The 13,359-nt window shown below is 72.5% G+C and carries 14 protein-coding genes; 6 read left to right on the forward strand and 8 right to left on the reverse strand.

Annotated elements, in window-relative coordinates:
* The first annotated feature begins 129 nt into the window (after nt 1-129).
* On the forward strand, nt 130-888 hold the full coding sequence (locus ACFQO7_RS13195) for a DUF3027 domain-containing protein (RefSeq protein WP_360538084.1): 759 nt from the start codon (nt 130-132) through the stop codon (nt 886-888).
* A gap of 3 nt (nt 889-891) precedes the next feature.
* Here the strand turns inward: ACFQO7_RS13195 and ACFQO7_RS13200 are convergent, their stop codons facing one another.
* Nucleotides 892-1,518 carry a futalosine hydrolase gene (locus ACFQO7_RS13200; RefSeq protein WP_376806626.1) on the reverse strand — a complete coding sequence of 209 codons (627 nt, stop codon included), beginning with the start codon at nt 1,516-1,518 and terminating at the stop codon, nt 892-894.
* Entirely contained in the window at nt 1,515-2,327 is an 813-nt protein-coding gene (locus ACFQO7_RS13205; protein WP_376806627.1) for a hypothetical protein, read from the reverse strand. Before ACFQO7_RS13205 ends, ACFQO7_RS13200 begins: the two co-directional genes overlap by 4 nt.
* 33 nt (nt 2,328-2,360) lie before the next feature.
* Between ACFQO7_RS13205 and ACFQO7_RS13210 the strand changes: the two genes are divergently transcribed.
* Both ACFQO7_RS13210 and ACFQO7_RS13215 read left to right on the forward strand, forming a co-directional pair.
* The gene (locus ACFQO7_RS13210; protein WP_376806628.1) at nt 2,361-2,591 is read left to right on the forward strand and encodes a DUF2530 domain-containing protein; all 231 of its coding nucleotides are present in this window, start codon (nt 2,361-2,363) and stop codon (nt 2,589-2,591) included.
* Nucleotides 2,588-3,454: a 1,4-dihydroxy-6-naphthoate synthase gene (locus ACFQO7_RS13215; protein WP_376806629.1), complete on the forward strand. Its 867-nt coding sequence runs from the start codon at nt 2,588-2,590 to the stop codon at nt 3,452-3,454. The genes ACFQO7_RS13210 and ACFQO7_RS13215 overlap by 4 nt, the downstream gene beginning before the upstream one ends.
* A 105-nt stretch (nt 3,455-3,559) precedes the next feature.
* Here ACFQO7_RS13215 and ACFQO7_RS13220 read toward each other — a convergent pair whose 3' ends face one another.
* The gene (locus ACFQO7_RS13220; protein WP_376806630.1) at nt 3,560-3,946 is read right to left on the reverse strand and encodes a cold-shock protein; all 387 of its coding nucleotides are present in this window, start codon (nt 3,944-3,946) and stop codon (nt 3,560-3,562) included.
* Between the two features lie 191 nt (nt 3,947-4,137).
* Between ACFQO7_RS13220 and ACFQO7_RS13225 the strand changes: the two genes are divergently transcribed.
* Both ACFQO7_RS13225 and ACFQO7_RS13230 read left to right on the forward strand, forming a co-directional pair.
* Entirely contained in the window at nt 4,138-6,537 is a 2,400-nt protein-coding gene (locus tag ACFQO7_RS13225; RefSeq protein ID WP_376806631.1) for a helicase-associated domain-containing protein, read from the forward strand.
* Nucleotides 6,538-6,622: 85 nt separating this feature from the next.
* Nucleotides 6,623-6,868, forward strand: a complete 246-nt coding sequence (locus ACFQO7_RS13230; RefSeq protein WP_203695701.1) for a hypothetical protein — start codon at nt 6,623-6,625, stop codon at nt 6,866-6,868.
* A 200-nt stretch (nt 6,869-7,068) separates the two neighbouring features.
* Here ACFQO7_RS13230 and ACFQO7_RS13235 read toward each other — a convergent pair whose 3' ends face one another.
* The gene (locus tag ACFQO7_RS13235; protein WP_376806632.1) at nt 7,069-7,884 is read right to left on the reverse strand and encodes a L,D-transpeptidase family protein; all 816 of its coding nucleotides are present in this window, start codon (nt 7,882-7,884) and stop codon (nt 7,069-7,071) included.
* Nucleotides 7,885-8,017: 133 nt separating this feature from the next.
* Between ACFQO7_RS13235 and ACFQO7_RS13240 the strand changes: the two genes are divergently transcribed.
* Nucleotides 8,018-9,688, forward strand: coding sequence for a DNA repair helicase XPB (locus ACFQO7_RS13240; protein ID WP_376806734.1), 1,671 nt, complete (start codon nt 8,018-8,020; stop codon nt 9,686-9,688).
* On the opposite strand, the gene ACFQO7_RS13245 is transcribed toward ACFQO7_RS13240, so the two are convergent.
* From ACFQO7_RS13245 to ku, 4 genes are all read right to left on the reverse strand, one after another.
* Complete coding sequence (locus tag ACFQO7_RS13245; protein WP_376806633.1) at nt 9,666-10,394, reverse strand: helix-turn-helix domain-containing protein; 729 nt, start codon at nt 10,392-10,394, stop codon at nt 9,666-9,668. The two genes, ACFQO7_RS13240 and ACFQO7_RS13245, sit on opposite strands and share 23 nt — an antisense overlap.
* A 220-nt stretch (nt 10,395-10,614) precedes the next feature.
* A complete protein-coding gene (gene ligD / locus ACFQO7_RS13250) occupies nt 10,615-11,445 on the reverse strand; it encodes a non-homologous end-joining DNA ligase (protein WP_376806634.1) in 831 nt (276 codons plus the stop codon).
* Nucleotides 11,442-12,299 carry an ATP dependent DNA ligase gene (locus ACFQO7_RS13255; protein ID WP_417281897.1) on the reverse strand — a complete coding sequence of 286 codons (858 nt, stop codon included), beginning with the start codon at nt 12,297-12,299 and terminating at the stop codon, nt 11,442-11,444. The genes ligD and ACFQO7_RS13255 overlap by 4 nt, the downstream gene beginning before the upstream one ends.
* Nucleotides 12,296-13,321, reverse strand: coding sequence for a non-homologous end joining protein Ku (ku, locus tag ACFQO7_RS13260; protein WP_376806635.1), 1,026 nt, complete (start codon nt 13,319-13,321; stop codon nt 12,296-12,298). Before ku ends, ACFQO7_RS13255 begins: the two co-directional genes overlap by 4 nt.
* Nucleotides 13,322-13,359: the final 38 nt, after the last annotated feature.

A 13,359-nucleotide genomic window follows, 5' to 3' on the forward strand; every position in this document is an offset into this window, starting at 1 on the left:
GGGCGCATCGTTCCAGATCGAAGGCCGATTGTGTACCGAGCCACGAAGATCGTCCCGTGGCGGCCGGCCCGGCGAGGCCCCGGCCAGGGCTGCCGGGTCAGCGAAACTCCGAATCAGCGATGAGGAAGAATGGGGAACGTGACCAGGACCGCCACCCGCGCCCCGAAAGTCGATCAAGCCTGCGCCGAGGCGGTCGACGTCGCCCGTGCCGCGATCACCGAGGAACCCGGGCACATCGGCGAGCATCTGAACGTGGTCGCCGAAGGCGATCGTGTGGTCACCCACTACTTCGCCTGCGACCTGCCGGGTTACCGCGGCTGGCAGTGGGCCGTCACGGTGACCCGCGCCCCGCGCAGCAAGCACGTCACCGTCTGCGAGACGGTGCTGCTGCCCGGCGGCGACGCGCTGCTCGCCCCCGGCTGGGTGCCCTGGCACGAGCGGCTGCACCCCGGTGACCTGGGCGTCGGCGACCTACTGCCCACCCCCGAGGACGACGACCGGCTCACCCCCGGCTACCTGCTCGGCGGCGACCCCGAGGTCGACGAGGTCGCCTGGGAGCTCGGCCTGGGCCGCCCGCGCGTGCTGTCCCCGCTGGGCCGCGAGGAGGCCGCCCAGCGCTGGTACGACGGCGAGAACGGCCCCGACGCCCCGATCTCGCTCGCCGCGCCGCGCACCGCGCGCTGCGTGTCCTGCGCGTTCTACGTGAAACTGGGCGGCTCGCTGGGCCGCATGTTCGGCGCCTGCGCCAACGTGTACGCCCCCGACGACGGCCGCATCGTCTCCCTGGACCACGGCTGCGGCGGCCACAGCGAGGTCCTCATCGACGAGACTGTCATCCCCGCCCCGCCCACCATCTACGACGACGGCGTCGTCGAAGAGGTCGAGTAGAGGTCAGCGCAGCGCGGCCAGAGCCGCGCCTGCGGCGGTGAGGGCGGTGAAGGCGTCGCCGATGCGCCAGGCGGCGCGGTCGCGGGGCCCGACGACGTTGGAGATGGTGCGGAGTTCGGCGAAGGGCAGGTTCGCGCCCTGGGCGGCGCAGGCCACGCCGTAGCCCTCCATCGCCTCGGCGACGGCGGTCGGGTGACGGCGCAGCAGCTCGGCGGTGCCCTCGGCGGTGCCGGTGACGGTCGAGACGGTCAGCACCTCGCCGGCGACCGCGTCCGGCAGCGCTTCGCGCAGGGCGGCCAGCAGGGCGGGGTCGACGTCGGCCGTGGCACTGCCGAAGCCCAGCTCGTCCAGGCTCAGGAAACCCTGCGGGGAGTCCGCGCCCAGGTCGGCGGCCACGCAGCGGGTGGCGAGCGCGGTCGCGCCCGGGTCCAGGCCGATGCCGCCGCCGATGCCCGCCGACACCACCGCCCGGTAGCGGTCCCCGGCCAGCGCCAGCAGCCGCGCCGTGCCCGCGGCGGCCGCGGCGGGGCCGACCCCGACCGGGGCCACGGTCACGTCCGCGCCCGGCGTCAGGCCGCGGGCCAGCGCCTCGGCCTCGGCGGCGACCGCCGTCACGACCAGCAGCGTCACTTCTTCTTTCCCTCGTCGGACGGGTCCAGCGACGACGGACGGTACACGTGGAAGCCCTCCGGGATGGTGCGCTGCTCCTGCTGCGGCAGCCGCTTGGTCGGCGGCGTCGGCGGCGCGGGCTTCGCCGGGCCGGGGACCGGCGCACCAGGTGCGGGCAGGCGAAGCGCCAGCAGCGCGCCGACGGAGAGGCAGAGCGCGGCGACCCACAGCGGCCAGCCCGCGACGAAAGCCCCGATGACCAGGCCGGTCACCCCCGCGACCAGGCCCGCGATGGAGGCATACCGCACCGCGCCCCACAATGCGCCGAACACGTGCGCGCCCGCCGGCAGCAGTCGGCGCAGCAAGACCAGGTGCACCACCCACTGCGGCACGATCAGCGCGACCAGCACCGCCAGCAGGATCCAGCCGGGCTGCCACTGCGCGGCGAGCAGCGTCGCGACGGCGCGGCCCACCAGTGACAGGCCGATCAGCGCGCGCCCGGTCACGGGTGCGCCCGAGACCAGCAGCCCGGCGGGCACGGCGACCAGCGCCCCCACCCCGAGCGCGAGCGCCAGCTCCAGCCGGCCGGGCGCGGCGACCGCCCAGACCAGGCCGACGAGCAGCGACAGGTCGGCGGCCACCACCACGGCGTGCAGGTCGTACAGGCGGGCGACGCCGGTGACGCCGCCCGAACCCTGGACCCGGATCCGCAGGGCGGTGCGGGTGAGCCAGCGGATGCCGACGACCGATCTGCTCACCGTGGCGATGAGCACCCGGATGGTCCGGACCACGACGTCCGCGAACGTCTGGAGCGCGCGCAGCAGGGGCATGGTGCCTATCCTGCCAGCGCGTACGCTGTTGTCGTGCCCTTGGAACCACCCAAACCGCTGGACCCCCCGACCGTCCCCTTCGCTCTCGGCGGCATGGCCGCGTTCGCGCTGGTCGGGATCGTGTTGTTGTTCTTCCGCGACTGGCTGTCGGCCAACGGTCACTCCAGCTGGCTGTGGATCTGCGTCGCCGGTGTGCTGTGGGGCCTGCCCGGTCTCGCCACCATGATCGTGCACGACCGGCACCGGAAGGCGCGCCGCTCATGAAGATCGCCTTCTCGCCGTGTCCGAACGACACCTTCGTCTTCCATGCGCTGGTGCACGGCCTGGTGCCCGGCGCACCGGAGCTGGACGTGACCTTCGCCGACGTGGACGTCACCAACACCGCCGCCCTCGACGGGCGCTTCGACCTGGTCAAGGTCAGCTACGCGGCGCTGCCGTGGCTGCTGGACACCTACGAGCTGCTGCCCTGTGGCGGGGCGCTGGGACGCGGCTGCGGGCCGCTGCTGCTGACCGCTGGTGGGGAGTCGTCGGAGGACCGCCGTCCAGGCGGGCCGCCAGGACGAGCCGCTAGCGGAGCCGGCCGCGCGGACATCACGGGGGCGACGGTCGCCGTGCCCGGCGACCGCACCACGGCATACCTGCTGTTCCGGCTGTGGGCGGAGCAGACCGGACAGGTTCCGGGGCGCATCGAGGTGGCGCCGTTCCACGAGATCATGCCCGGGGTCGCGGCCGGGCGGTACGACGCCGGCCTGGTGATCCACGAGGCCCGCTTCACCTATCAGCGGTACGGGCTGACGAGCCTGGTCGACCTCGGTGAGTGGTGGGAGACGGACACCGGCCTGCCCATCCCGCTCGGCGCGATCCTGGCCAAGCGGGGCGCCGTCGACGCCGCGGCCGCCGCGGACTGGATCCGGACCTCCGTCCGGGCCGCCTGGGCCGACCCCGAGGCAAGCCGCGCGTACGTGCTCGCGCACGCCCAGGAGATGGAGCCGGACGTCGTCGACCAGCACATCAAGCTGTACGTCAACGACTTCACCGAGGACCTCGGCCCCGACGGCCACGCCGCCGCCCGCGCCCTCCTGCACCGCGCCGCCGCCGCCGGCCTCGTCCCACCCGTCACCCTCTGACCCGCCCAGGCACCGGCCTGGCAACTCTTAAGAACTTGCGCCCTCCGCCGTGGCTGAGAGCGCAAGTTCTTAAGAGTTGCGAGGGGTAGGGCCGGCCGGGTGGGGTCAGACCTCGAGGTCGCGGGCGATGGTGTGGAGGGCGTGGGCGAGGGCCTGGGCGGTCTTCTTCTCGGGGAAGCGGCCGCGCTTGAGGTCGGGAAGGACCTTCGACTCCAGCACCTTGATCATGTCCTCGATCATGTTGTTCAGCTCGTCGGCGGGACGGCGGCGCAGCTCCTGCAGCGAGGGCGGCGCGTCGATCAGCTTGACCTGCAGCGCCTGGTCGCCCTTGCGGCCCGCGGCGACCCCGAACTCGACCTTCTGGCCGGGCTTGAGCTCCTCCACGCCGTTGGGCAGCGCGGCCTTGTGCACGAAGACGTCGCCACCCTCGTCACGGGTCAGGAAGCCGAAGCCCTTCTCCGTGTCGTACCACTTCACGCGACCCGTAGGCACTACCGCACACCTGCTTCTTTCCCCGCGGGCGCCGGGCGCCCGTCACGTCTGAGGGACCACGCCGTCGGTGGCCCGCTGACAAGGCTAGCGATCGTGATCCGGGGGCCCAACTGGAATCCCCGGTTCCGCGTGACCGTCCCGTCCTTCCGACTGCCGCGCGCGCACCGCGGACCGGATAGCGTGGAGGCACGATGAGCACCGAGCTGTCCGACCATCTGCGCGCGCTGTCCGACGACGGCCTCGGCGCGCTGCTCCGCCTGCGCCCCGACCTGATCACCCCCGTGCCCACCGACCTGACGGTGCTGGCCGCGCGGGCCCAGACCCGGGTGTCGGTGGCGCGCACGCTCGACACGCTCGACCGGTTCACGCTGGAGGTGCTCGACGCGGCCCGGTTCACCCGGTCCCCATCGGACGGCACCACCTCGGCCGCGGCGATCGTGGCGATGGCCTGCGCCCCGACCGGCGGGCCGGAACCGGCCCGGGTGGCCGAGGCGATCGAGCGGCTGCGCGCCCGGTTCCTGCTGTACCCGGCGAGCCCCGGCGACCCGGACACGCTGCGGCTGGTGCCCACCGTCGACGAGGTGTGCTCGCCTTACCTGGCCGGTCTCGGCCGTCCCGCGGTCGAACTGGACACCGCCGCCGATCTGAAGGGCGCGGTCGTCGCGCTGGTCACCGACCCGGCGCGGCTGCGCCGCACGCTGCTGGCCGCGCCGCCCGCGGCCCGCGCGGTGCTGGACCGGCTGGCCGAGGGCCCTCCGGTGGGCACCACCACCAATCGCACCGAGCCGGTGGCCTGGCTGCTCGAACACCATCTACTGGTGGAGACCGCGGAGGGCTCCGTCGAGCTGCCCCGCGAACTGGGCCTGCTGCTGCGCCGCGACGCGGGTCCGCTGGGCCCGCTGCATCCGCTGCCGCCCACCATCAGCGCCGCGCCGCGGGCGACGACCACGGTGGACCGGGCCGGTGCGGGCCAGGCGATGACCGTGGTGCGGCATACCGAGGACCTGCTGGAGGCGCTGAGCGACGAGCCCGCCGCGGTGCTGCGCGCCGGAGGCATCGGGGTGCTGCCGCTGCGCCGCCTGGCCAAGGCGGCCGGGATCACCGAGCCGCTGGCCGGGCTGCTGCTGGAGACCGCCGCCGCCGCCGGGCTGATCGGCGAACTGGAGCTCGGTTCGGAGGTGGCGTTCCTGCCCGCGGCCGGGTACGACCAGTGGCGGGTGGCCCCGCTGGCCCAGCGCTGGACGCTGCTGGCCGGGGCGTGGCTGGCCATGCCGAGGCAGCCAGGGCTGGCCGGGCAGCGTGATCTGAAGGACAAGCCGCTGACCGTGCTGTCGCCGCAATTGGAGCGGGTCGGCACTCCCGCGGTCCGGCGGGCGGTGCTGACGGCGCTCGGCGAGCTGCTGCCCGGGACCGGCCCGGACGCCGACGAGCTGCTGGAATGGTTGCGCTGGCAGGCCCCGCGACGGCTGCGCGGCCGGGAGGACCTGCATCGCGAGGCGCTGGCCGAGGCCGCCGACCTGGGTGTCACCGCCCTGGGCGCGCTGACCGGGTACGGCCGGGTGCTGGTGGAGCAGGCGGCCTCGGCCGGGGGCGACGACGACCCGCTGGGGCGGCGGCCGGAGGGGGAGCTGCCCCCGGAGGAGACGCCGGTGGCCGTCGCGCTGGCAAAGCTGCTGCCACCGCCGGTGGACCACGTGCTGATCCAGGCCGACCTGACCGTGGTGGTGCCGGGGCCGCCGGAGCCGGCGCTCGCCGCCGAACTGGACCTGCTCGCCGAGCACGAGTCGGGCGGCGGGGCCAGCGTCTACCGGGTCACCGCGGCGAGCCTGCGCCGCGCGCTGGACGCGGGCTACGCCGGGCCGGACCTGCACACGTTGTTCGCGCGCCGCTCCCGGACCCCGGTGCCGCAGGCGCTGACCTACCTCGTGGACGACGTCTCGCGCACCCACGGCGGGCTGCGTACGGGCACCGCCACGAGTTACCTGCGCAGCGATGACGAGGGCCTGATCTCGGCGGCGCTGGCCGACCGGCGGCTGAGCGGGCTGCAACTGCGGCGGCTCGCGCCGACGGTGCTGGTGACCCCGTTCAGCTCGGCCCGGCTGCTGACCGCGATGCGCGACGCCGGGTACGCACCGGTCCCCGAGGACGCCACCGGCGCGGCGGTGCTGACCCGGCCGAAGGTGCGCCGTGCGGCGGCCCGCCCGGCCCTGGAGCCGACGCCGGACGCCCTCGACGCCCCCGGGCTCACCGCGCCGCGGCTGCTCGGCATCGTCGAGGAGATCCGCCGTGGGGACGCCCGCGCCCGCGCCGCCCGCCGCGCGCCCGCCGAGGTGCGGGCCGCCGCCGGGCAGCCGATGTCCAGCCTGACCGCGGTGCAGGCGCACAGCCACGCCCTGGCGGTGCTCCAGCAGGCGGTCCGCGACAAGGCCAAGGTCTGGGTGGGGTACGTGGACGCGCACGGCGCCAACGCCTCCCGGCTGGTCCGCCCGGTCTCCATCGGAGCGGGTTACCTGCGTGCCGAGGACGACCGCACGGAGACCCTGCACACCTTCGCCCTGCACCGGATCACCGCGGCGGCACCGGCCGACTGACCTTTCCCTTTCCCCCTAATGCCTGGCATTTCAGCCGCAATCGGGCACCGGATGGCACGCTGGAACCGGGAAGGGATGGGAAACGATGACGACTGACCAGGAGACGGCGGCCGAGCAGATCGAACCGGCCCGACCCCCGGCGCGGGGGCCATCGCGCAATCTCGTCATGATCGCCGGTGCTGTCGGCGGCGGGCTGGTGGCCTGGTTCTTCTACGCCTGGCTGGGCCTGCGCCGCAACGTGGTGGACGCGGCCGGGGAATCGATCGGCAGCGGCATCTTCCTGCTGCTGGTGCTGTCGGTGGCCGGAGCGACCTACCGCAGCCGCAGGTGACCCTGCGGTGACCCGGAAAAGGGTGATGGGCCGTGGCTGCCCCTAACCGCCACGGCCCATCTGACGTTGCGCTCGCCCCCGTTTGGCGCCCCGAACGCGCACGGCAATCGGATTACGCATCCCGGACGGTCAGCGGTTGCGGCTTAGTCTCGTTTTAATCCGAACGACTGACCCCCACCAACCGTACGGAGGAGCCTCGATCAGGTACCCGGACGGCGTCCGAAGATCTTGACCGCGGTACCGCTCTTGAGCGTGTTCCAGTACTTCTGCGAGTCGACGGGCAGCAGGTTGACACAGCCGTGCGAGCCGATGCTGCTGTTGTGGATGTAGGTCGTGGTGGTGTGGAAGCCCTTTCCCTCCACGATCCGCTGCCACAGGGGCAGCCACACGTCCCAGTCGGTCGACCAGTTCTTCGTCTGCCGGTCGTGGATCGTGTACGAACCGGTGGGCGTGGTGTAGCCCGCCATGCCGGTACGGGTCACCGTCGGTCCGTAGATCACCTTTCCGCCGCTCATGATCCACGTGGTCTGGTTGGTCAGGTCGATGCAGGCGGTGAGGGCGTTGCCCGCGTTGCACCTGCTCGGCTTCGAGTTGACCAGCCGCTGCGACACGCTGCGGGTCAGCGGCCCGGCCTTGCCGTTGACGGGGCGGATGTCGAACCGCTTCTGGAACTTCTTGATCGCGGCGCAGTCGGCGGCGGACTGCTTGCCGTCCACGGTCACCTTGCCGTACGCACCCAGCGTGGCCAGCGCCTGCTCGACGACCTTCTGGTACTCCCCCTGCGGGCAGCCGGCCGGTGTCGGGCTGGTCGTCGGCTTCTTCGTCGGCGAAGGCACCACGCTGGGCGACGGCGCCACGCTCGGCGCGGGGGCGCTCGAAGCGGGCGCCGGGACGGGCTGGTCCGTCGGCGCGGCCACGAAGTCGGGCTTTCCGCCCGCGTTCGGGTCCTTCGGATCGCAACCGGCCGCCAGGGCCAGTGTCGTGACAGCCAACAGGCCCACGAGAAAACGGCGCACCAGGCCTCCCCAGGTTTCGATGTCCGCCGGTGTCGGGATGATAGACGCTCACGCTGCACGAACGGTTGCCAGCCGTTCGGCCAGACCGTGGGAGACTGGAACGTTGACCTTCCATCCCCAGCGCGAGGTGAGCATGACGAACGGCCCGCTGATCGTCCAGTCCGACAAGACCCTGCTGCTCGAAGTCGACCACCCTGACGCGTCCGCCTGCCGGATGGCCATCGCCCCGTTCGCGGAGCTGGAGCGCTCACCAGAGCACATGCACACGTACCGGCTGACGCCGCTGGGGTTGTGGAACGCCCGTGCGGCCGGGCACGACGCCGAGGGCGTGGTCGACGCGCTGCTGCGCTTCTCCCGCTACCCGGTGCCGCACTCGCTGCTGGTCGACGTCGCCGAGACCATGGACCGCTACGGCAGGCTGCAGCTGCTCAACGACCCCGCGCACGGGCTGGTGCTGCGCGGGCTGGACCGCGCGGTGCTGGTCGAGGTGGCCAAGTCGAAGAAGGTCGCCGGGATGCTCGGCGCGCAGCTCGACCCGGACACCATCGCCGTGCACGGGTCCGAGCGCGGCCACCTCAAGCAGGTGCTGCTCAAGCTCGGCTGGCCCGCCGAGGACCTGGCCGGCTACGTCGACGGCGAGGCGCACCCGATCGCGCTGCGCCAAAACGGCTGGCAGCTGCGCTCATACCAGCGCGAGGCGGTGGAGCACTTCCAGGCCGGCGGCTCGGGCGTTGTCGTGCTGCCCTGCGGCGCGGGCAAGACCCTGGTCGGCGCGGCCGCGATGGCCGACGTCAGCGCGACCACGCTGATCCTGGTCACCAACACGGTCGCCGGCCGGCAGTGGAAGCGCGAGCTGCTCGCCCGCACCACCCTGACCGAGGACGAGATCGGCGAGTACTCCGGCGAGCGCAAGGAGATCCGGCCGGTCACCATCGCCACCTACCAGGTGCTCACGACCCGCCGCAACGGCACGTTCCCGCACCTCAACGTGTTCGACGCGCGCGACTGGGGTCTGATCGTCTACGACGAGGTGCACCTGCTGCCCGCGCCGATGTTCCGGTTCACCGCCGACCTGCAGGCCCGCCGGCGGCTCGGCCTGACCGCCACCCTGGTCCGCGAGGACGGCAAGGAGGGCGACGTGTTCAGCCTGATCGGCCCCAAGCGGTACGACGCGCCGTGGAAGGACATCGAGGCCCAGGGCTGGATCGCACCCGCCGACTGCACGGAGATCCGGGTCACCCTGCCCGACGCCGACCGGCTGGCCTACGCCGCGATCGAGCCGGAGGAGAAGTACAAGTTCGCGGCCACCGCGAAGGCCAAGCTGCCGGTGATCGAGGCGCTGATCCAGCGGCACGCCGACGAGCAGGTCCTGGTGATCGGGGCCTACCTGGAGCAGCTGCACGAGATCGGCCGCTACCTGGACGAGCAGGGCGTGCCCACCCCGATCGTGCACGGCGGCACCACGAACAAGGAGCGCGAGCGGCTGTTCGACGCGTTCCGGGCCGGCTCGCTGCGCACGCTGATCCTGTCCAAGGTCGGCAACTTCTCCATCGACCTGCCCGAGGCGGCGGTGGCGGTGCAGGTGTCGGGCACGTTCGGCTCGCGCCAGGAGGAGGCCCAGCGCCTGGGCCGGGTGCTGCGACCCAAGGGCGACGGCCGCCAGGCGCACTTCTACACGGTCGTCTCCCGCGACACCATCGACACCGAGTACGCCGCGCACCGCCAGCGCTTCCTCGCCGAGCAGGGTTACGCCTACACCATCGTCGACGCCGACGACGTGCTCAGCGGGCCCGCAGGCGGCTGAGCACCCGCGCCACCTCGGCGAAGTCGGCCTCGACGGCCGGCAGCGCCCGCACCGCCACCCGGTGCTCGTCCCCATCGGCGTCCGCCACGGTGACGAGCACCGGCCGCGGCAGCTCCGGCACCAGGCGCACCTTCAGCTCGACCAGTGCCGTGACCCACCACAACGGCCCGGCGTCCCGCGGATCGATGTCGTACCGCGAGAAGTCCCGATGCCGCTCGTTCCGCCGCCTCAGCCCCGGCACCACATAGATCCACTCGGCGAGCCGGTCCAGCTCGTCCTCAGCCACCAGCAGGTCGATGCGCCTGGCCGCGATCGGCACGCCCTGCAGCAGCGCCGCCGCCGTCCCGTCGATCACGTAGCCGAACCCCGGTTCCCTCAACACCGTCAGCAATCGGAAGTCGGCGAGCACCATGCGCTGCCGCCCGACCAGGTCGGCCCGCACCCGGTCGATGGCCTCGTCCAGCGGACCTTCCGCCGCCTCGACGTCCACCCGCAGCCGCAGACCGAGTTCCGCGAAGAGGCGGTCGGCCAGCCCAGCGGTGACCCCGAGCGCTCCGCGCTCGAATCGGGAGACCTGCTGCTGCGAGGTCGCCGCACGTTCGGCGAGCTGGTGCTGGCTCCATCCGCGCCGCTGCCGCCGATCCTGCAGCAGCCAGCCGAGCTGCCCGGCCAGCGTCTCCTGCCGCGCGTCCACCGCCTCGTCCACAGCCTCATCCTCGCCACCGAACCCCCAAGCCGAAAGGGGCTGTGGACAAGCGGGCATATAGACCGCGCGCCTGTGGAAAACCCGGCAGCAGAAGGGTCTCCGCGATGCGGCTACATCTATTTTGATGTGGGCACATCAAAATAGATGTAGCCGCGGCAAGTCACACCTTCTCCTGAGGCCGATAGGAAAACGCCCGCACCGCAGCGCGGTGGGCCGCCGGTCAGGTGGGTGCGGCGGCCAGGGCGGCGTGGAGGTCGCCGAGGCGGGACACCCGGTCGAGGACCTCGGCGGGGCCGAAGGTGGCCGCCGTGAAGTCGCCGTGGGCGACCTCGTCCCAGGTCAGAGGGGCCGAGACGGTGGGCGTGGGGCCGGCGCGCAGGGAGTAGACACATACCGTCGTCTTGGCCTGGTTGTTCTGGCTCCAGTCGATGAAGACCTTGCCCGGTCGCAGCTCCTTGGCCATCTGGTCGGTGACCATGTCCGTGGCGGCGGCGGCGAACTCGGCGGCGATGTCCCGGGCGTAGCTCATGACCTCGTCGAAGCTCCCCGTGAAGGCGCTGCTGACCTGCATGCCTTTGCGGCCGGACGTCTTCGGGTAGGCCTCGCGGCCGTCGACAGCCAGGCGGTCGCGCAGGGCCAGGGCGACGGCGCGGCACTCGTCCAGGCCCGCGGGCGGGCCGGGGTCGAGGTCGAAGACCACCCGGTCGGGGCCGGGCGCACCGACTTTCCACTGGTGGGTGTGTAGTTCCAGGGCGGCGAGGTTGGCCAGCCAGACCAGGGTCGCCGGTTCCTGGCAGATGATCAGGCCGTCCGGGGAGACGGGCACCCAGGCGGGTTTCTTGGGCGGGGCGTTCTTCTCGAAGAAGCCCGGCCGGTCCGCGCCGTCGGGGAAGCGGATGCGGGTCAGCGCGCGGTCGGCCAGGTGCGGCAGCATCACGGAGGCGATCCGGTGGTAGTAGTCGATCACCTCGGCTTTGGTGGTGCCGTCGGGATAGAGCGGTTTGTCCAGGTTGGACAGGCTGAGCTCGCGGGAGTCGACGCTGACCTTCATCCGCAGTCCTCCCCGAGGCAGTCGCCGGGCAGCTTGTCGGGGCGCAGCCGCAGGAAGATCGGGAAGCGCAGGCGGCCGTCGGGGGTGATCTCGCTGTAGCGGACCTCGACCACCAGCAGCGGCTCCACCCAGGTCGCCGGCTCTGTCGGGCCGGTGAACGGCGAGCCCTGCCGGACCAGTTCCCGCAGCACCGGCAGCAGCGCCCGTTCGGTGCGCACGGTCAGGCCGCCGCCGACCCGGCCCCGGTAGCGCAGCGTGCCGTCGGGCAGCGGCGTGCCGATGAGCAGCGCGCCGAGCGGCCGGGCTCCGGCCCGCCAGCCGCCGATCACGAAGTCGCCGCTGTGCACGAACTTCCACTTGATCCAGTCGGGTGAGCGGACTCCGGGCTGGTAGCGCGAGGCGCGACGCTTGGCCATGACCCCTTCCAGGCCGAGTTCGCGGGCGGCGGCCACGGTCGCCGGACCGTCGTCGAAGCTGGGCGACACGGTCGCGGCGGGCGTGGCCGCCGGCAGGCCGAGCGCGTCCAGCACCTCGCGGCGCTGGTCGTAGGTCAGGTCGGGGCGGATCACGTCGAAGGCGACGTACACGGGGGCGGCGCCCTGCTGCATGGCGTGGAAGCTGGGCAGTCCGGCCGCGTCGAACGCGACCAGCTCGCCGTCCAGCACCTCGGGGAACAGCGGCATAGCCGGTCCGGCCAGCTGCCGTCCGGACCGGCCGAGGAACCGCCCGCCCGCGTAGACGGCCCGGTAACCGTCCCACTTCACCTCGTACGCCCACAGCGGCCCGCTCGGCAGCGGGCCGGCCGTCGCCAGCATCGGCGCGATGGCCGCCCGGCTGGGCGGGACCCGGATCAAGCTGCCTTGGCCTTCTTCGCCGGCGCCTTCTTGGCCGCCGCCTTCTTCGTGGTCGACTTCTTCGCTCCGTCGTCCCCGGATCCCGCCTTCGCGGACGCGGCGGCCTTCGCGGGCGCCGCCTTGCGGGCCGCGGCCTTCTTCGGCGCGGGTTCGGCGTGCTCCGGCTCGGCCTTGGCGGCCTTCTTGATCGGTGTGACGGTGGCGTGGCCGGTGCGCTTCTCCGGCTGCTCCGTCGCTCCGCCGCGGGCCGCGCGGGCCCGTTCCACGGACTGGCGCAGCGCCGCCATCAGGTCGATCGTGGGCGCGATCGGCTCCTCGGTGGTCGGCTGCACCACGGTGTCCTTCTTGCCGATCTTCACGTCGATGACCTGCTGCAGCGCCTCCCGGTAGGAGTCGGTGAACTCCTCCGGATGGAAGTCGCCCGACATCGAGTCGACCAGCGAGGCGGCCATCTTGACCTCCTGCGGGCGCAGCTTCACCTCGTCGTCGAGGAAGTCGAACGCGGCCTCGCGCACCTCGTCCGGCCACAGCATGGTGTTCAGCACCAGCACGCCCTCGTGCACCCGTACCGTCGCCAGGGTCTCGCGCTGGCGCAGCGCCACCTTCACCACCGCGACCCGGTCCACGTTCTCCAGGGCCTCGCGCAGCAGCAGGTACGGCTTCACCCCGGCCGCGCCGTCGGGTTCCAGGTAGTAGGCCTTGTCGTAGAGGATCGGGTCGATCTGCTCGTTGGGCACGAACTCCAGCACCTCGATGGCCCGCGAACTGGTCAGCGGAAGGTTCTTGAAGTCGTCGTCGGTGAGCACCACGATCTCGCCGCCGCCCACGTCGTACCCCTTGGCGATCTGGTCATAGCTGACCTGCTCGCCGTCGAGTGCGCAGACACGCTGATATTTGATCCGTCCGCCGTCGGCGCGGTGCACCTGGTGGAAGCGGATGTCCTTCTCCTCCGTCGCGGAGTAGAGCTTCACCGAGATGGAGACCAGGCCGAACGAGACGGCGCCTTTCCAGATCGCCCTCATATGGGAAGTATGCCCACTACACGCCCTGTACCGCCGGT

Source organism: Catellatospora aurea (genome assembly GCF_042663325.1).
GTDB lineage: Bacteria > Actinomycetota > Actinomycetes > Mycobacteriales > Micromonosporaceae > Catellatospora > Catellatospora aurea.